This window comes from Pseudomonas sp. GL-B-19 (assembly GCF_019956415.1).
Classification (GTDB): domain Bacteria; phylum Pseudomonadota; class Gammaproteobacteria; order Pseudomonadales; family Pseudomonadaceae; genus Aquipseudomonas.
This window is the reverse complement of record NZ_JAHBDK010000010.1, coordinates 34154-52715: the sequence shown is the minus strand read 5'-3', so window position 1 is coordinate 52715 and position 18562 is coordinate 34154. Positions and strand designations below refer to the sequence as shown.

Genomic DNA, 18562 nt, shown 5'->3' with positions numbered 1-18562 from the left:
ATTAGTGGTTTGAGCCGAGACAGTTTAAAGGCGACGCAGAAACGCTTTGACTATCTGGCGCGTGGCGTCGCTCGTGCTCAGGTTGTCGACTGTTTCCAGTGGATGCCAGATGCAGTCGACGATTTCATTCAATGGTCGGGCCAGATAAAGGTTCGGCGCCCACGCTTCGTAGACGTGGTGGCGGGTGCCGCCCGATTCCAGTTCCATGAGGTACAGCAGGCTGTCGGCGCCAAGGCCCGTTTCTTCCTGAAGTTCACGTAGCGCTGCGCTCGCCGTGGTTTCGCCTGGCTCGACTTTGCCGCCGGGCAAGCTCCAGCGACACCTGGGTTTACGCACCAGGAGAACATGTCGGTCCAGTTCGCAAATGACCGTTGCACGTACTTTCATTTGTTACCTGACTAACGAATGCCATGAAAAAAACATCAATTAGCAATATTTGGGCCGTGGCCTCTGTTTCACGGGTTAGAGCAATGCGCTCAGCGAAAAGTGCAATTGAATGCTGGAATACTGGCGCGACGTCTGGTCGGCACTTGAGCAAAGCTGGGGTGTAAGGTAATCGGGTCAATCGTCGACTTCACTGCCAAAAAGGAGGTGACTATGAGCGTTCCGATGTTGAACAAAATGCACATGAACGGTTATGACGTACTCAGCGTAAACAATGGCCCCTGGCGGGTGTGCACCCAAGGTGATCGGTTGGGGGATTTCAGCAGCAGAGAGGAAGCACTGGCCTATGCCGCATCGCTTCCCGCCTATCGAACGAGGACGGCCCGCCCGTCAGGCCAGAAATCAACATGACAGCACATTTGAAGCCCCGGGATGCCGGGGCTTCTTCTTTGGATACCTGCAATAAGCGTGTGTACGGCTAGTGGGTCCAGCACGTCAGAATGGTCAGTAGCCTCCACCGGAGTGGGAAGGTTCCCTGGCCTCCTGTTGCGCTTGACTCCACTGTGCGCAGGTCATGAAGCTTTTGTGATCGACTTTACCGTTGCCATCGAAGCTGATGTTGTACGGCTGATGCTGCTGGCCTGCCTGCGTCAACGTGTAGTCAAAACAAGTGCCAGGTTCCACCGTGCGGTCCGTTATTGAGACAGGCTTCCCGCCAATCTGCTGCACCTGGTCCTTGCTCATCCCTGTCTCGACCCTGGCGACCAGCGGCTGGGCACCGTAAATGTGTTCCTCGGTGCTGCAGCCACCCGCCGCCAGCACGACCACCAGCGTGAACAGAGATTTGTTCATCGCAGTGCTCCCGTTAGTGAACTTTCGTTCGACTGATCACCTTGGCTTTCACTTCTTCGGCATAGCCCGCCAGTCGTCCTTCATCGCCCTGAAACAACTCGCACAACCTGAGAGCGGCTTGTGCATCCACATCATTGCCCGCCTGGCGTAACTGCTCTGCAAGGCGCAGCAACTCTACTGCCGACCATCTCAAATCCGACGCAACGCTTTGCAGGTCACGGCGAAGTTCGTTTTCATCTTCGTTAAGCCACATGACGACCTCCTGCAATTTCTTGCAAGGAAATAGTAGTTCTATTTGGTATGACACAACGTTTGTTCGTCTGATCCCTGAGCGATAGAAGGTGCTTCCATTGGTCGGAAAGATCAGTGTGAGTGACACCGCCCGATATCGTACGAAGGTCAATGAATGTCGTCAGGGCGAGGCCACCCCAAATGAGCAATACCGATGATTTCAAATTGCATGCCCATGAGTTGATCGCTGATCTGGATGCCGCGACTTCAGAGATGATGAAGCTGATTTCAGCTCATCAACTGAGTGGCTCAGAGTGGGAACGGGTCACGCAATGGCAGCATGAAGCGTATGAACGGTGGATGGCCTATCTGAACAAAAGAACCTATCCAGACCCTCCTGAAAACAATGCTCCATACTGAGTTGTGTTCAATAGATGGATGTCCGGACGGCGACGCGGTACATTTCGCGTTTTTACGGGATAAGGGTGCGTCATGCGGATGTTAATTGGGGGCGTAATGCTGGCCATGTTGGCAGGTTGTTCGTTGCCGGCGTCTGTGGTGCCGGGTGAGCCTAACGTCAGCAAATACAGCAACAAACCGCCGAAAGAACTGGCCGCATGCATTTTGCCAGAGTGGCAGAAAGAAGTTCCGAAGACGACTCAGGCCGGCATTTCCAATGGCTATCGAATCAACGCACCGAGCATCTTTACGGCGGACGAAATTCTGGACATCGTCAAATACAAGGACGGCAGCCGGGTTTCGCTGTATCAGGGGCCACCGTGGGCCAAGTCCGACGCGATGCGCAAGGCAGTCAAGGCGTGTTTGTAAGTTCATAGGGCGCGTAGCCGTCTTGTCAACTCGGTAATTTTTCCCGGCTGACGTCGATCAAGCCGCCTGTTTGCGCATGGCTTCGAACTGCATTGTGGTTTTGTTGATCGTGATCGTGATCGTGATCGTGATCGTGCCCGGATGTCGAACTTCTGCATGCATGAGCAAAAGGTAGATTTTTAATCAGTCATGCGCACGCGAGTTACTTATGTGTGTCGTGATCAGCGTTGCGCCGATCAGCGCCCGAAGGGTTGCCAAGGTTTATCAGCCGTCTTTCTACCAAAACGTTGTCGAGTGCCTGGCGCGCATCGGGGTCCAGTTGGTGTTCTCTCTCCTTGAGCTCCAACAGGATCGGGTTCGACCAGGCGCGATAGGTTTTTTCTGCGTCGCGAACGGACATCATTAATCTCTCCTTGATCAGTCGCCCACGCATAAGAGGGGGACATTTGATTGCGTAGAGACCCTAGTTGAGAAATCAGATTTTCGCCAACACATTGCACTGCAATGGTGCGTTCAGTTCGGAAGTGAGTGGGATGTCGGGCAACTATGAACTCAAGTTGCCCTGGGGGGGGCGCAGCTCGACCGGCGGCAGGTTAAAGTCAGTTGGTGACCAGCAGTTCCGGGCCGAGGTAGTTGTTGATTTGCTCGATATCGTCGTCGCCCAGACTGCCCACCGAGGACGCCAGACGCAGGTGCGACATCAAATAGCGCAACTTGGCCTCGAACAGATCGTGGCGCGCAACGAAGAGCAACTCTTCGGCATTGAGGACGTCCACGTTGGTGCTGGTGCCGCCCTCTTTGAAGCCTTTGCGTGTCGAAATCAGTGAGCGTTCGTTGGACTCTACGGCTCTCTCCAGCGCGTGAATACGTTTGGCGCCACTCTGTATGCCGCGAAACTCACGGGTGGTTCCGGAGATGACTTCCAGTCGTGTGGCGTCGAGTTCGTCCATGGCCTTATCGCTATTGGCACTGGCCTGGCGTGTCAGTGCGCTGACGCCGCCACCGCTGAACAGCGGGAAATTGACTTCCAGCCCGATTGAGCCGTAGTGGTTGCGTTGATTCAGTTCGGAGAGAGATTGGCTCTGGCCCGCGGTATAGCCGGCAATGAAATCCAGTGTTGGCCAGTGGCCGGCCTTGGCGCGCTTCACTTCTTCTTCGGCGAGGTCGCTGCTATAACGGCGCGCGTGGATCAGCGGGCTATCGGTCTGGGCTTTGACCAACCAGTCCTGCAGGTTGCTCGGCAGCAGCGGCGGTGTATCGAAGCTCGGACGTAAGGTCGTCAGCGATTCGGGGGTTTCACCGATATATTCCTCAAGTTTGCTGCGCGCGTTGACCAGGTTGTCCTGCGCTTCGATCAGTTCGGCATCGGCGAGGTCGCGGCGAGCGACCGACTCGTCGATGTCGGTGATGGTGCCGGCCCCCAGCTCCATGCGTCGTTTCGCCGAGGCGAGTTGCTCGTCGAAGGCGCGCAGCTTGGATTTGGCCAGGACGATGGTTTCGCTGGCCAGGAGCACATCAAAATAGCTTTCGGCCAGACGCACCGCGGCGTCCTGCGTCTTGGCATCGAACACCGCGACGCTGTAGTCGGCACGCTGCTGACCCTGGCGGTACTCGGCCATCTTCTGTTTGTTGAACAGCGGCTGGCGCAGGCGCACGTTAGCGCCCTTGGAGGTGTAGTCCAGATCATTGTCAACGCCGTTCTGGCGTTGGGAGCCATTGACCTTGTTGTCGTAGGCCGAGGCATTGATCTGCGGTAGCAGGCCGGCCGTGCCGATGGCGCGGTTTTCCGAACCGGCCTCTTTTTCATGCACGGCGGCGCGGTAGATAGGGCCCTGGAACTGCAACAGGTCCCAGGCTTGCTTGAGGTCCATGGCGCTGGCCGGTAAAGCCAGCCCTAGCAGGCAGAGGAACAGGCAATGACGTCCCATTGATTTCATTGTTCCTTGAATGAGCTGTCCACACGGTCGAGCATTGGTTTAAGAAGATAGCTCATCATGTTGCGTTCGCCAGTCTTGATGGTGACGGTAGCGGGCATCCCGGGGCGAATGTGATTGGTTCCCAGCAGGCCCATGCCATCGGGCGTGACTTCCACCTGGGCCAGATAGAACGGCTCCTTGCTTGCCTCGTCGAGCAGGCGGTCAGCGGAGATGGTCTTCACGCGGCCGGGGATGTTGGGCGTCCGGGCATGGTTGAAGGCCGGGAAGGCAATGTCCACGGCCAGGCCGGGGACCATCTTGTCGATGGCCTGCACGGGGATCATCGCGTCGACCTGCAGCGGCTCGTTGAGCGGAACGATGTCCATGATCTTGAATCCGGGTTGAATGATCCCGCCGACGGTGGCAATGCTCAGGGCCTGGACCATGCCATCGATCGGCGATCGAATCACGGTATGGGTCACTTCATAGTCCAGCGCGCGCAAGCGGTCGGCCAGGGTGGTGTTTTCCTTGGCGGTGTCGGTCAGTTGCGATTCGACTTCCTTCAGGTAATCGTGCTGGCGCTGCAGGATGCGCAGTTTGATTTCGGTGGTCTGGCTGCGCACGCGAGCGATGTTGTTGAGGTTCTCGGCCTGACCGGCGGCGAGGTCGGCATTGCTGCGTTCCAGCTCAAGCAGGCGGTTGCGCGGCACATAGCCTTCGGCCGCCAGCACGCGGGTGCCTTGTAGTTCCTGGTTGAGGAAGTTGATCTGCGAGCCGCGGGCGCTATAGACCTGCTGCAGGCCCTTGAGCTGCACCGCCGACGCCGCCAGGTTTTCCTCCAGGATGCTGATTTCGCCAGCGAGACCGGCGCGCCGGGTGTCCAGCAGGCGCTGTTGCAGATCCATGGCGGCCATCAGGCGCTGGTCACCCCTGAAGCGCTTGAGCAACTCGGGATCGAAGTTCACCACGGCGCGGTTGTCACGTTCCGCTTCCAGGCGGTTTTCCACCGTCTTGCTGACGATGTACTGGGCGCTGACCGCACCTTGTTCGGCAAGGGCACGCAAGGAGTCGAGGCGCACCACTTCCTGACCTTTTGCCACGACATCGCCTTCTTGAACGAGAATCGCCTCCACGGTCCCCCCGCTGAGATGCTGCACGGCTTTGCTTTTGCTGGTGACTTTGACCGTGGCTGTGGCTACCACGCCGGCATCCAGCGGCGCCAGCCAGGACCACAGGAGGAAACCGCCGAAGCCGGCGATCACCAGCCAAATGCCCCAGCGCGCGGGTCTATGGATGTTCAGATCCACCACGTTCTTGGGATCGATATGAATCATCTCGGTGTGTTGGCTCATTTGCATGATCGATCACTCCCGTGATTTGACGGAGGCCAGCGGAGTTGACACGCCTGCAGGCATTACAGCGGCCTTGCGCAGCGCTGCGAATACTTCGTCGCGCGTGCCGAGCATCTGCACGGCGCCGTCACGCAGCATCAGCACCTGATCGACGGCGCAGAGCACGTTGGGACGATGGGAAATCAGAATGACGGTGGCGCCACGCTCCTTGAGTTTGGCCAGCGCATCGACCAGGGCCTTTTCGCCGACGTCGTCGAGGTTGGCGTTCGGCTCATCCAGCACGATCAGATTGGGTTCGCCATACAGCGCGCGGGCCAAGGCGATGCGTTGCTTCTGACCACCGGAAAGCGGGCTGCCATCGGTGCTCAGGCGAGTGTCATAACCCTGAGGAAAACGCAGGATCATCTCGTGCACTCCAGTGGTCTTGGCGGCGCGGATGACCGCTTCGCTGTCCACTTCGCCAAAGCGCGCAATGTTGTCGGCGATGCTGCCCTCGAACAGCTCCACGTCCTGGGGCAGGTAGCCGAGCCAGGGGCCAAGTTCGCCCTTGTTCCAATTGAATATGTCCGCGCCGTCCAGGCGCACCTTGCCGGCCTGTGCCGGCCAGACGCCAACCAGCAGGCGGGCGAGGGTGGATTTGCCCGAGGCGGATGGACCGATAACGCCAAGGCTTTCGCCGGGTACAAGGCTGAAGCTCACTCCGCGCAGAATGGTGTTGTTGGTTCCGGGGGAACCGGCATACACATTCTCCACCGCCAGCATGCCCAACGGCCGCTGCAGCGACATGCTCGGTGGCCGGCGCGGATAATCGCTCAGCATTTCGTTGAGCCGGCCCCAGGCCGACCGGCAGCCGAGCAGTTGTTTCCACGACGCGATGACTTGTTCCACCGGGCCCAGCGCGCGGCCGGTGAGGATTGAGCAGGCAATCATCATCCCTGGGGTGATCTTGCCTTCGATCGCCAGCAGCGCGCCGGCGCCGAGGATCAGCGACTGCAAAGTGATACGCACGAAGCGTCCGGTGCTGCTGATCATGGCGGCGCGGTCGGAGGCCAGGGTCTGCATTTCCAGAATGCGCAAATGGCTTTGGTACCAGCGCTTGCCGATCGACGGCAGCATGCCCATGGCCTCGATGACCTCGGCGTTGCGCAGGTTGTTGTTGGCGTAGCTGGAGGAGGAGAGTGCGGCCTGATTGGCTTCGGCCAACGGCTTCTGCGTTGCCTTCTCGGTCAGATAAGCCAGGCCCACCAGAATCAGCGAGCCGATCAGCGTGAGCAGTCCGAGCAGCGGGTGGATCAGATAGGCGACTAACAGGTAGATCGGTGTCCACGGCGCATCGAAGAAAGCGAACAGGCTATTGCCGGTGAGGAACTGACGAACCTGCGCGAGATCTTGCAGGGCCTGGGCCGGATTACCTCCGGCGCGGCTCAGGTTGCGCTCGAATGCAGCGGTGAAGATGCGCCGGTTGAGGTCCATGTCGAGGTTGTTGCCGACCCGGATCAGCATGCGAGTGCGGACCATTTCCAGCGTGGACATCAACATAAACAGGCCTATTACCAAAACGGTCAACATCGTCAGCGTCGTGACGTTGCGACTGACCAAGGCCCGATCATAGACCTGCAGCATGTACACGGCTGGCGTCAACATCATGACGTTGATGACGCCACTGAACCCTGCCAGCGCGTAAAAGCTGTGGCGCAGGCGAAAGAGCGAGTCGGCCAGTTCGGAGCGGGTGCTCGACTGCTTGTGCATATGGATCTCCCCTTCGAAATGCCGGTTCCAACCAGCTCAACAGCTAACGGTAGATGTGGTTTTGTAGGCCGCTGGCCGACTCGCAGGCGGGTCGCTCTATTGGCGATTCTTGCGAAATCGCTGCGTTGCTCCCTTATGCAGAAGCGTAGGTGGCGGTGAAACAGTTAGAAATAACATTTCGCTCTATACCTGCACTCAACTGCCTATATATCTTTTAAAAAACAGCTAGTTGCGAGGCATGACACCAGTCGTCTGTTTTATCGACGTAATATTGACAAAAATTTGCTATGGAACTTTAGTCTTATGTTATCGGGGGACCCGCCCGCCTGAAACTTGCCATCGCTTTGGCAACGCAAGGCGCGATGATTCTCCTGAGAGGAGCAGAATCATGTCGTTCATTTCGTGCTTTTTCAGAGGGAAAGGGCTGTCCAGGACGTTCGCCTTCACTTCCAGATTCCATGGCCCACCCAAGGCTCGAATCCGCTCTGCCTGATCGCCCGGCGAGCAATTCATTTCGCGAATTCCAGGCGCGTATCCCGGGTCTCGGGTAACGCCAGAGCTCTCGCAAAAAAACATAACCAACAAACTGCGCAAGCCAGCACTTGACTGGGCGCGGGAGGGTTTTCTCGTCCCGTGCCTTTACCCAGACAGATCGAGGGCAATCCAAAATGGCCAATTTCAACAAGTCGGACCTGGAGTTCATTCTCCAGCAGATTTTCATCGCGGAAGCAGACTCGGCCGGTCAGTCGCTTGTCGACCTCATACCGAGCCCGGAATTTGCTTTCGGTCTGCGTACGGTCGACGGGACGTTTAACAACCTGAGACTGGGTCAGAGCGAGTTCGGCGCAGCCGACAACATTTTCCCGCGCATGACCACTCCAGTCTTCCGCCCGGCTGAGGCGGGCACCTCTTACACCCAGACCAGCGGCCTGGTGATCGACTCGCAGCCACGCACCATCAGCAACCTGATCGTCAACGATACCGCCACCAACCCGGCGGCGGTCGCGGCCACGTTCGATCCCGGTCTGGATGGCATCCTCGGCACGGTTGACGATGTCTTGAAGGCCGGTGCGCAGGTCGTTACTGGAACCCGTACCGACGGCACGACTTTCCAGACCTTTTTCATTCCTAACGTGGCGCCGGACGCGGGCCTGTCCGCGCCGTTCAACTCGTGGATGACCTTCTTCGGTCAGTTCTTCGACCACGGCCTCGACTTGGTGACCAAGGGCGGTAGCGGCACGGTGTTCATCCCGCTGCAGCCGGACGATCCGTTGTTTGTTCCGGGTAGCCCGACCAACTTCATGGTGTTGACGCGGGCCACCAACCTGCCCGGGCCCGATGGCATCCTTGGCACCGCCGACGACATCCACGAGGCTTCAAACACCACCACGCCGTTCGTCGACCAGAACCAGACCTACAGCTCGCATCCCTCGCACCAGGTGTTCCTGCGCGCCTATGAATTGAATGCCGCCGGCAAGCCGGTGGCGACCGGCGAACTGATCACCAATCGTGACCTGGGCGCCGATGGCCTGTTCGGCACTGCCGACGACGTCGCAATCGGCGGGATGGCCACCTGGAAAGTGGTGAAGGCGCAGGCGCGCGACATGCTTGGCATCGAGCTCGACGATCTCGACGCCCTCGACCTGCCGCTGTTGGCGACCGACGCGTACGGTAACTTCATTCGGGGGGCGAACGGCTTTGCGCAGATCGTGACCGCGACCGGCTTGGTCGAGGGCAATCCGCTGGCGCCGATCGACGCATCGCTGGCGATCCGCACCGGTCACCAGTTCCTCATCGACATCGCGCACAATGCCAGCCCGGTGGACAGCCAGACCGGTGCGCCACTGACGGCCGATGCCGACCTCGTTGCCGGCGGCCCGGTGGCCGCCGGCTCCTACGACAACGAGCTGCTCGACGCGCACTACATCGCCGGCGACGGCCGGGTCAACGAGAACATCGGCCTGACCACCGTCCACTCCATCTTCCACTCCGAGCACAACCGGCTGGTCCAGCAGACCAAGGACACGGTCCTCGCCTCAGCGGCCGCCGGCGACCTGACGTTCCTGAACCAGTGGCTGCTGACGCCCGTCACGTCTGTTCCTGCTGATCTGTCGACCTTGAACTGGAACGGTGAGCGCCTGTTCCAAGCGGCGAAATTCGGCACCGAGATGCAGTATCAGCACCTGGTGTTCGAAGAGTTCGCGCGCACCATTCAACCGCAGGTCGATGCCTTCCTTGACTTCGATGACACAGTCAATCCGTCGATCGTCGCCGAGTTCGCGCACACAGTCTTTCGCTTCGGCCACTCGATGCTGACCGAGACCATTGACCGGCTGGACCCCAACTTCGTCTCCAGCGAGATCGGCCTGATTCAGGCCTTCCTCAACCCGCTGGCGTTTGCGACCAGCGGCCCGACCCCGGAGCAGGCCGCCGGCGCCATCGTCCGCGGCTTGACGCGCCAGGTCGGCAACGAGATCGATGAGTTCGTCACCGAAGCGGTGCGCAACAACTTGCTGGGCCTGCCGCTTGACCTGCCCGCCCTCAACATCGCGCGCGGCCGCGATACCGGCATCCCGTCCTTGAACGCGGCGCGCCGTGAATTCTACGCCGGCACCGGCGACAGCCAGCTGAAGCCCTACACCAGCTGGGTCGATTTGGTGCAACACCTGAAGCACCCGGAATCGCTGATCAACTTCATCGCCGCCTACGGCACGCACGCCTCCATTACCAGCGCCACCACGCTCGACGCGAAACGCGCAGCGGCCACGCTCCTGGTGTTGGGCGGCGTCGGTGAGCCGGTGGATCGCCTGGACTTTCTCAACAGCACCGGCGTCTATGCCAACCTGGCAAATGGGGCAACCATTACCGGCGTTGATGACATCGACTTTTGGATCGGCGGTTTGGCTGAGGAAAAAATGCCGTTCGGCGGCATGCTCGGCTCGACCTTCAACTTCGTCTTCGAGGACCAGCTCGAGAAGCTGCAAAACGGCGACCGGCTCTACTACCTGCACCGCACCCAGGGACTCAACTTCCTGAGCGAGCTCGAGAACAACTCGTTCGCCAAGATGGTGATGCTCAACACCGACGCGACCCATCTCCCGGGCCTCATCTTCTCGACCCCGACCTTTACTCTCGAGGTCGACCCGACCAAGCAGTTCAACCGGAGCGTGATTGCCGGTCCGGACGGCATACTGGGCACCGTCGACGACCTGCCCGGCAATGCCGATCCCACTGGCGGCACCTTGATCAACGGCGTCGAGATCACGCCGCTGGTCATCCGCGACAACCCCAACACGGTCGGGCCCGATACCAACTACCTGCAGTACACCGGCGAAGACCATGTCGTGCTCGGCGGCACCGCCGGCAATGACATTCTCGTCTCTGGCGACGGCGACGACACGCTCTGGGGCGACGCCGGCAATGATCGCCTCGAAGGCGGCTACGGCAATGACGAGATCGAGGGTGGCGATGGCGATGACATCATCACCGACATGGGTGGCGACGACGTCATCCACGGAGAGGCCGGCAACGACGTCATCCACGGCGGCAACGGCATCAATATCATCCTCGGCGGCGCCGGCAACGATTTCATCGTCACCGGCGAGGACTTTACGGAGGTCTTCGCCGGCGCCGGCAATGACTTCATGCTCGGCAGCCGGCTGAACGCACAAATGATGGGCGGCGATGGCGACGACTGGATCCAGGTCGGGACCCAGGACGGCGCCCCCGGCGACAATTTCACCGGTAACCTGCCACCGGTTTTGCTGGCAAAGTTGACCGACGGCAACGACGTCTTCAGCGGTGACGGCGGCTTCGATGAAATGATCGGTGAAGGCGGCGATGACATCTTCATCGGCAGTGAGGGCCCGGACAAGATGTTGGGCATGTCCGGTTTCGACTGGGCCACCTACAAGGATGATCATTACGGCGTGACTGTGGACATGAGCCGCATCGCCTTCGAGCAATCGGCCCTGTCGCCTTCAGTTGCAGGCGTGCATACCAAGTTCCCCGAGGTGGAAGGACTGTCGGGGTCGGCGTTCAGCGACATGCTGACCGGCGATGATGCCGACGCGATCGCGATCGCCGCTGCCGGTGTCCAAGGCAGCGTGCTCACCAATATTGACCTCGTCAACGGTCTGCGGGCGTTTCTTGGCGCGGCTGCAGCCGGCCCGGACGGTATCCTGGGCACGGCAGACGATCAGTTCGGCGCGGGCAACATCCTCCTCGGCGGTGGTGCCAGCGACATCATCGAAGGCCGCGGCGGTGACGACCTGATCGACGGCGACATGTGGCTGAATGTGCGCATCAGCGTGCGCCAGAACCTTGATGGAACTGGGCCGGAGATTGCCACCTTCGACAGCATGGAGCCCATGATCCCGTTCATGCTCGATGGTACCTTCAACCCCGGTCAGCTCGTCATCGTCCGCGAGATCCTGACGGATGCCCCCGCCTTTGACACGGCCTTGTTCACTGGCAACCGGCTCGACTATACCGTCACCACTGTGGGCGGCGTGACCACCGTGGCCGACAGCGTCGTCGGTCGCGACGGCACCGACCGCCTGACCAATGTCGAGCGGCTGCAGTTCAACGATCAGTCGCTCACCCTGCCAGGCGGGGTCGGGCTCAACAACGACCCGCTGGGCTTGCTGACCATACTCGATGCTGCCAGCAACACCCCGGACGCTACGCCGACCACGGGTCAACTGCTGAGGGTATCGGCTGCCGACGTGACCGATGCCGACAACGCCGGCGGTGCCATCACCGGACCGATCGCCTTCTACTGGCAGTTCGAAGCAGTCCCGGGTACGGGCGTCTTTCAGGACATCACCCGTATTGCGGACGGGGGCGCAGCATTGGCGCACATAACCGGGCCGACCTTCAGGGTGACCCCGGATCTCGCCGGGCTGGAATTGCGCGTCAGGGCCGTCTATAAGGATCAAAATGGCGTGCTCGAGACGGCGTTCTCTGCTCCAACCGCAGCGGTCGTAGCCGGCGTTGCTCCGCCACCGGCAGCCCCGCTGCCGGTCGAGACTCCGGTCGCCAGCACCGGTGTGCACTATATCCGGGCCGATCTGCAGTTCATTCTCGATCAGATTCTGATCTCGGAAAGGAATGCGGCCGGTGAGGATCTCCTCAGCATGCTGCCGAATGCACGGGTGCCTTTGGGCCTGCGCACGGTCGACGGGTCGTTCAACAACCTGGTGGCGGGTCAGAACGAGTTCGGTGCAGCCGACACGGTCTTCCCGCGACTGGTTCCGGCGCAGTTCGATACGGCGGAGGCGGGCACCTCTTACGCCCAGACCAGCGGCTTGGTGACCGACTCGCAGCCTCGCACCATCAGTAATCTGATCGCCGACAACACCGCCAACAACCCGGCAGCGATCGCGGCCACGTTCGATCCAGGTCCGGATGGCATCCTCGGCACGGTTGACGATGTCTTGAAGGACGGTGCGCAGGTGGTTACTGGAACCCGTACCGACGGCACGACGTTCCAGACCTTTTTCATGCCTAACGAGGCGCCGGACGCAGGTCTGTCCGCACCGTTCAATACCTGGATGACCTTCTTCGGTCAGTTCTTCGACCACGGCCTCGACCTGGTGACCAAGGGCGGCAGCGGCACGGTGTTCATCCCGCTGCAGCCGGACGATCCGCTGTTCGTTCCGGGCAGCCCGACCAACTTCATGGTGTTGACGCGGGCCACCAACCTGCCCGGGCCCGATGGCATCCTCGGCACCGCCGACGACATCCACGAGGCTGCAAACACCACCACGCCGTTCGTCGACCAGAACCAGACCTATACCTCGCATCCCTCGCACCAGGTGTTCCTGCGCGCCTACGAGTTCAATGCCGCCGGCGATCCGGTGGCGACCGGCAAGCTGATCACCAATCGTGACCTGGGCGCCGATGGCCGGTTCGGCACTGCCGACGACGTCGAAATCGGTGGGATGGCCACCTGGAAAGTGGTAAAGGCGCAGGCGCGCGACATGCTTGGCATTAATCTTACCGATGCCGACTTCGACAACGTGCCGCTGCTCGCCACTGATGCCTACGGCAATTTCATCAAGGGCCCGAACGGCTTCCCGATGGTCATGATGAGGGGCGCGGATGGTATTGCTGATACCGCCGATGATGTTCTCGTCGAGGGTAATCCTGCTGCGCCGATCAGCCTGGTCAATGCCGTGCGCACCGGCCACCAGTTCCTCATCGATGTCGCCCATAACGCCGTTCCGGTGGACAGCCAGACCGGCGCGCCACTGACGGCCGATGCCGACCTCGTTGCCGGCGGACCGGTGGCCGCAGGCACCTACGACAACGAACTGCTTGACGCGCACTACATCGCCGGCGACGGCCGGGTCAACGAGAACATCGGCCTGACCACCGTCCACGCGATTTTCCACTCGGAGCACAACCGTCTGGTCCAGCACACCAAGGATGTGGCCATCGCCTCCAACGATGTCAACTTCCTGAACCAGTGGCTGATGCCCGATGCCCAATTGTTGGTGTTGCCAACAACCGCGGCTGAGATCGCTGCCCTGCACTGGAACGGAGAGCGCCTGTTCCAGGCGGCGAAATTTGGTACCGAGATGCAGTACCAGCACCTGGTGTTCGAAGAGTTCGCGCGTACCATTCAGCCGAACATCGATCCCTTCCTTGGCGAACACCAAAATTATCAAACCGAGATCAACCCGGCGATCGTCGCCGAGTTCGCGCACGCGGTCTACCGCCTCGGCCACTCGATGCTGACCGAGACCATCGACCGGCTGGACCCCAACTTCGTCTCGAGCGATGTCGGCCTGATTCAGGCCTTCCTCAATCCGCTGGCGTTTGCGGCCAGCGGCCCGACGCCGGAGCAGGCGGCCGGTGCCATCGTCCGCGGCGTGACGCGCCAGGTCGGCAACGAGATCGATGAGTTCGTCACCGAAGCGGTGCGCAACAACTTGCTGGGCCTGCCGCTCGACCTGCCCGCCCTCAACATCGCGCGCGGTCGTGATACCGGGCTTCCGACCCTGAACGAGGCGCGTCGTGAGTTCTACGCCGGCACCGGCGACAGCAACCTGAAGCCCTACATCAGCTGGTCCGATTTGGTGCAACACCTGAAGCACCCGGAATCGCTGATCAACTTCATCGCCGCCTATGGCACGCACGCCTCCATTACCAGCGCCACCACGCTCGACGGGAAGCGCGCGGCGGCCTCTCTCCTGGTGTTGGGCGGCGCCGGCGAGCCGGCTGACCGGCTGGACTTCCTCAATAGCACCGGCGCCTGGGCGAGTGGCCCGACCGGCGTCACCATTACCGGTCTGGACAACATCGACCTCTGGATCGGCGGCCTCGCCGAGGAAAAAATGCCGTTTGGCGGCATGCTCGGCTCGACCTTCAACTTCGTGTTCGAGAACCAGATGGAGAAGCTGCAGAACGCCGACCGCTTCTACTACCTGGAACGCAACGCGGGGCTTAACTTCGTCACCGAGTTGGAGAACAACTCGTTCGCGAGACTGGTGATGGCCAACACCGATGCGACCCACCTCCCAGCCGTCATGTTCTTGACTCCGGCCTTTACCCTCGAGGTCGACCCGACCAGGCAGTTCAACGAGAGCGTGATTGCCGGGCCGGATGGCATACTGGTCGACGATCCATTGACGCTAGTCAATGAGGCCGCCGACAACCTGCCGGGCAATGCCGACCCTGTCGGCGGCATCCTCCTCACGCCGCTGGTGATTCGGGACAACCCCGCGACGGTCGGCGCCGATACCAACTACCTGCACTACACCGGCGAAGACCATGTGGTGCTCGGTGGCTCGGCCGCCAATGACATTCTCGTCTCTGGCGACGGCGACGACACGCTCTATGGCGACGGTGGCAATGACCGCCTCGAGGGTGGCAACGGCAACGACTTCATGGTCGGGGGCGACGGCGACGACATCATCACGGACCTGGGTGGCGACGACACCATTCATGGCGGCGACGGTAACGACGTCATCCACAGTGGCAACGGCGTGAATCTGAACCTCGGCGGCTTCGGCAAGGACTTCATCGTCACCGGTGAGGACTCCTCGGAGGTCTTCGGCGGCGCGGGCGACGACTTCATCATGGGCAGTGTCGCCGACGAACAACTGATGGGTAACGAAGGTGATGACTGGATCGAGAAGGGAACCGCCGATGGTGCTCCCGGCGACAATTTCGACCCGAACGGGCTCGACCTGATACGCGGTAACGACATCTTCATCGGCACCGGCGGGCCCGACAGATTCATGGCCGAAGGTGGCGACGACATCATGTTCGGCAACGGCGGCGCGGGGGACCGCTACCTGGGTGGCTCCGGTTACGACTGGGCCGGCTTCAAGGACGACCCGTTCGGCGTGTCCGTCGACCTGAGCCTCGCCGAGATCGCTATCGCGCCGCCACTGCCGGAGTTGGCCGCAACCGTGGCTCGGTTCCAACTGGTGGAAGGTCTGACGGGATCGCACTTCAGCGACATCCTGCGTGGCGATGATGCCGATGCCACCGTGATCGCGGCTGCCGGTGCTCAGGGCAGCGTGCTCACCAACTTCGACCTGGTCAGCGGCCTGCGCCCGTTCGTCGGCACCGCAGCAGCCGGCCCGGACGGCATTATAGTCACGGCAGACGATCAGTTCGGCGCCGGCAACATCATCCTCGGCGGCGGCGGCAGCGACATCATCCAAGGCCGTGGTGGCGATGACCTGATCGACGGTGACAAGTGGCTCAATGCACGTATCAGCGTGCGGCAGAACATTGATGGCACAGGTCCGGAGATCGCAACATTCGACAGCATGGTCCCGTTGGTGCCGCTCATGCTCAACGGCACTTACAACCCCGGCCAACTCGTCGCCGTCCGTGAGATCCTGACGGATGCGCCTGACCCCCTTAACCCTGGCCATTCCTTCGACACGGCTCTGTACACCGGCCTTCTGGCCGACTACACCGTCATCGAGAACGTCGACGGCACGATCTCCGTGGCCGACAGCGTCGTGGGTCGGGACGGTACTGACAGGCTCAGCAATATCGAGCGGCTGCAGTTCGCCGATCAGTCGCGGGTCCTGGTGGCGGGCTTGAACGCCGAGCCGGTGGGCTTGCTGAGGATCAGCGATGGCACGCCGGCCGTTGGACAAGTGTTAACGGTGTTGGCCGACACCGTCAGCGATGCGGACAATGTCGCTAGCGGAGGTGCGATCACCAGTCCCATCGCCTTCGTATGGCAGGTCGAAACAAACCCGGGCACAGGTATCTTCGACGACATCGGTATTGCGCTCGGAGGCGGACTAGGAACCGCGACCGGTCCGACCTTCACGGTGACCGCGGCTGAGGAGGGACTGCTGCTGCGCGTCAGGGCCGTCTATCAGGACGCCCACGGCGTGCTGGAAAGCGTGTTCTCGGCGCCGACCGCGCCAACTGCGCCGCTCGGCGGCAGCCCCGTCAACGTCCTGCCGGTTGGCACGGTGCTGATCAGCGATACGACCCCGACGGAAGGCTCGGCCTTGACCGCCACGGATGCGTTCACCGACGCCGACGGGACCACGACCTCGGTGATTACCCGTCAGTGGCAGGCGGGGAGCGGTGTGATCTTTGCCGACATCGCCGGTGCGACGGGCACGACCTTCACGCCCGGCCAGGCGCAGGTCGGTCAACAACTGCGTGTCATCGCGAGTTACACCGATGACCTCGGTACACTTGAGCGAGTCATCTCTGCAGCAACGACAGTGGTCGGTGATCTGTTTGTCGGTACCGCCGGTGTCGACATATTCACCGGCACGGCAGGCGACGACGTGGCCAGCGGAGGTGATGGCAACGACATCCTGAACGCCTTGGGCGGCAACGACATCCTCAATGGTGACGCGGGCAATGACATTCTCATCGGGGGTGCGGGTGCCGACACGATGGCCGGCGGTGTTGGCGACGATATCTACGAAGTCACCGACCTTGGGGACGTGGTGACCGAGCTCGCGGGTGCCGGCAACGACGCGGTCTGGACCTCGCTCGGGAGCTACACCCTGAGTGCCAACGTCGAGAATCTGTTTTTCGGCGGCAGCGGCAACTTTGTGGGCATCGGCAACGAGCTCGACAACACGCTCGTGGGCGGTGCGGGTAACGACGTCCTCCTCGGTGGCGCAGGTGCCGACACGATGGCCGGCGGTGTCGGCAACGATGTCTATGAAGTCACCGACCTTGGGGACGTGGTGAACGAACTCGCCGGTGCCGACACTGACACGGTCTGGACCTCGCTCGCGAGCTACACCCTGGGTGCCAACGTCGAAAATCTGTTTTTCGGCGGCAGCGGCAACTTTGCGGGCATCGGCAACGAGCTCGACAATACGATCGTGGGCGGTGCGGGTAACGACTTCCTGGTCGGCGGCGCAGGTAACGACGTCATCCTCGGTGGCGCAGGTGTCGACACGATGGTCGGTGGCGTCGGCAACGATGTCTATGAAGTCAGCGAACTCGAGGACGTGGTGACCGAACTCGCCGGTGCAGACACGGATACGGTCTGGACCTCGGTCGCGAGCTACACCTTGGGTGCCAACGTCGAAAATCTGTTTTTCGGCGGCAGCGGCAACTTTGCGGGCACCGGCAACGAGCTCGACAACGCGATCGTGGGCGGTGCGGGTAACGACGTCCTCATCGGCGGCGCAGGTAACGACCTCATCATCGGTCGCGCAGGTGCCGACACGATGGTCGGTGGCGTCGGCAACGATACCTATGAAGTCACCGACCTTGGGGACGTGGTGAACGAGCTCGCCGGCGCAGACACGGATACGGTCTGGACCTCGCTCGCGAGCTACACCCTGGACGCAAACGTCGAGAATGTGTTCTTTGGCGGTACCGGCAACTTCACGGTGGTCGGTAATGCGTCAGACAACGTATTCGCGGGTGGCATTGGCAATGACACCTTCGTGTTCAGCGCAGGTTTCGGAAACGATTTGATTATCGGTTTCGAAACCAATCCCATCGGCGGCGGTCAGGATCGGCTCAATATTGCCGCATTCAACATCACGGCGGCGGACTTTGCCGGTAGCGTTAACGTCGCCGATGCCGGTGCGGATACCGTGGTCACCATCGGAAATGACACCATCCGCCTGGTAGGTGTGGCCGATGCAACAACCGTTACTGCCACGGACTTCATTCTGGCCACTTGAGGTCCTGGTCAGTACTGTCGCAGGGAGCGTGGACAGCGGAGGGGAGGGCAATGGATGCCCTCCCTTTCTCCTTCCACTCAATTGCCTCATGAATGCATTC

At 60.9% G+C, this 18562-nt stretch carries 11 protein-coding genes; 4 read left to right on the top strand and 7 right to left on the bottom strand.

Annotated elements, in window-relative coordinates:
• Window positions 1–24: 24 nt before the first annotated feature.
• The gene (locus KGB06_RS00270) at window positions 25–387 is read right to left on the bottom strand and encodes an NUDIX hydrolase (protein ID WP_223511146.1); all 363 of its coding nucleotides are present in this window, start codon (window positions 385–387) and stop codon (window positions 25–27) included.
• 210 nt (window positions 388–597) lie between these two features.
• On the opposite strand from KGB06_RS00270, the gene KGB06_RS00265 reads away from it, so the two are divergent.
• Window positions 598–795 carry an SPOR domain-containing protein gene (locus KGB06_RS00265; RefSeq protein ID WP_223511145.1) on the top strand — a complete coding sequence of 66 codons (198 nt, stop codon included), beginning with the start codon at window positions 598–600 and terminating at the stop codon, window positions 793–795.
• A gap of 93 nt (window positions 796–888) precedes the next feature.
• Here the strand turns inward: KGB06_RS00265 and osmE are convergent, their stop codons facing one another.
• Both osmE and KGB06_RS00255 read right to left on the bottom strand, forming a co-directional pair.
• Complete coding sequence (osmE, locus tag KGB06_RS00260) at window positions 889–1236, bottom strand: osmotically-inducible lipoprotein OsmE (protein ID WP_223511144.1); 348 nt, start codon at window positions 1234–1236, stop codon at window positions 889–891.
• Window positions 1237–1249: 13 nt separating this feature from the next.
• Window positions 1250–1489, bottom strand: a complete 240-nt coding sequence (locus tag KGB06_RS00255; RefSeq protein WP_223511143.1) for a hypothetical protein — start codon at window positions 1487–1489, stop codon at window positions 1250–1252.
• Between the two features lie 179 nt (window positions 1490–1668).
• Here KGB06_RS00255 and KGB06_RS00250 point away from each other — a divergent pair, with 179 nt between their 5' ends.
• Entirely contained in the window at window positions 1669–1887 is a 219-nt protein-coding gene (locus KGB06_RS00250) for a hypothetical protein (protein WP_223511142.1), read from the top strand.
• Between the two features lie 72 nt (window positions 1888–1959).
• Window positions 1960–2295, top strand: a complete 336-nt coding sequence (locus tag KGB06_RS00245; RefSeq protein WP_223511141.1) for a hypothetical protein — start codon at window positions 1960–1962, stop codon at window positions 2293–2295.
• A gap of 202 nt (window positions 2296–2497) precedes the next feature.
• On the opposite strand, the gene KGB06_RS00240 is transcribed toward KGB06_RS00245, so the two are convergent.
• The 4 genes from KGB06_RS00240 to KGB06_RS00225 form a co-directional block, all read right to left on the bottom strand.
• The gene (locus KGB06_RS00240) at window positions 2498–2698 is read right to left on the bottom strand and encodes a hypothetical protein (RefSeq protein ID WP_223511140.1); all 201 of its coding nucleotides are present in this window, start codon (window positions 2696–2698) and stop codon (window positions 2498–2500) included.
• Window positions 2699–2894: 196 nt separating this feature from the next.
• Window positions 2895–4223 (bottom strand): TolC family outer membrane protein, encoded by a 1329-nt coding sequence (locus KGB06_RS00235; RefSeq protein WP_223511263.1) that lies wholly within the window; start codon window positions 4221–4223, stop codon window positions 2895–2897.
• 5 nt (window positions 4224–4228) lie between these two features.
• A complete protein-coding gene (locus tag KGB06_RS00230) occupies window positions 4229–5569 on the bottom strand; it encodes an HlyD family type I secretion periplasmic adaptor subunit (RefSeq protein WP_223511136.1) in 1341 nt (446 codons plus the stop codon).
• Window positions 5570–5575: 6 nt separating this feature from the next.
• Window positions 5576–7312 carry a type I secretion system permease/ATPase gene (locus tag KGB06_RS00225; RefSeq protein WP_223511139.1) on the bottom strand — a complete coding sequence of 579 codons (1737 nt, stop codon included), beginning with the start codon at window positions 7310–7312 and terminating at the stop codon, window positions 5576–5578.
• Between the two features lie 668 nt (window positions 7313–7980).
• On the opposite strand from KGB06_RS00225, the gene KGB06_RS00220 reads away from it, so the two are divergent.
• Window positions 7981–18462, top strand: coding sequence for a peroxidase family protein (locus KGB06_RS00220; protein ID WP_223511138.1), 10482 nt, complete (start codon window positions 7981–7983; stop codon window positions 18460–18462).
• Window positions 18463–18562 lie beyond the last annotated feature (100 nt).

Coding starts and splice junctions, on each gene's coding strand:
- KGB06_RS00270 (WP_223511146.1), bottom strand. CDS start 387: ATGAAAGTACGTGCAACGGTCATTTGCGAACTGGACCGACATGTTCTC.
- KGB06_RS00265 (WP_223511145.1), top strand. CDS start 598: ATGAGCGTTCCGATGTTGAACAAAATGCACATGAACGGTTATGACGTA.
- osmE (WP_223511144.1), bottom strand. CDS start 1,236: ATGAACAAATCTCTGTTCACGCTGGTGGTCGTGCTGGCGGCGGGTGGC.
- KGB06_RS00255 (WP_223511143.1), bottom strand. CDS start 1,489: ATGTGGCTTAACGAAGATGAAAACGAACTTCGCCGTGACCTGCAAAGC.
- KGB06_RS00250 (WP_223511142.1), top strand. CDS start 1,669: ATGAGCAATACCGATGATTTCAAATTGCATGCCCATGAGTTGATCGCT.
- KGB06_RS00245 (WP_223511141.1), top strand. CDS start 1,960: ATGCGGATGTTAATTGGGGGCGTAATGCTGGCCATGTTGGCAGGTTGT.
- KGB06_RS00240 (WP_223511140.1), bottom strand. CDS start 2,698: ATGATGTCCGTTCGCGACGCAGAAAAAACCTATCGCGCCTGGTCGAAC.
- KGB06_RS00235 (WP_223511263.1), bottom strand. CDS start 4,223: ATGGGACGTCATTGCCTGTTCCTCTGCCTGCTAGGGCTGGCTTTACCG.
- KGB06_RS00230 (WP_223511136.1), bottom strand. CDS start 5,569: ATGCAAATGAGCCAACACACCGAGATGATTCATATCGATCCCAAGAAC.
- KGB06_RS00225 (WP_223511139.1), bottom strand. CDS start 7,312: ATGCACAAGCAGTCGAGCACCCGCTCCGAACTGGCCGACTCGCTCTTT.
- KGB06_RS00220 (WP_223511138.1), top strand. CDS start 7,981: ATGGCCAATTTCAACAAGTCGGACCTGGAGTTCATTCTCCAGCAGATT.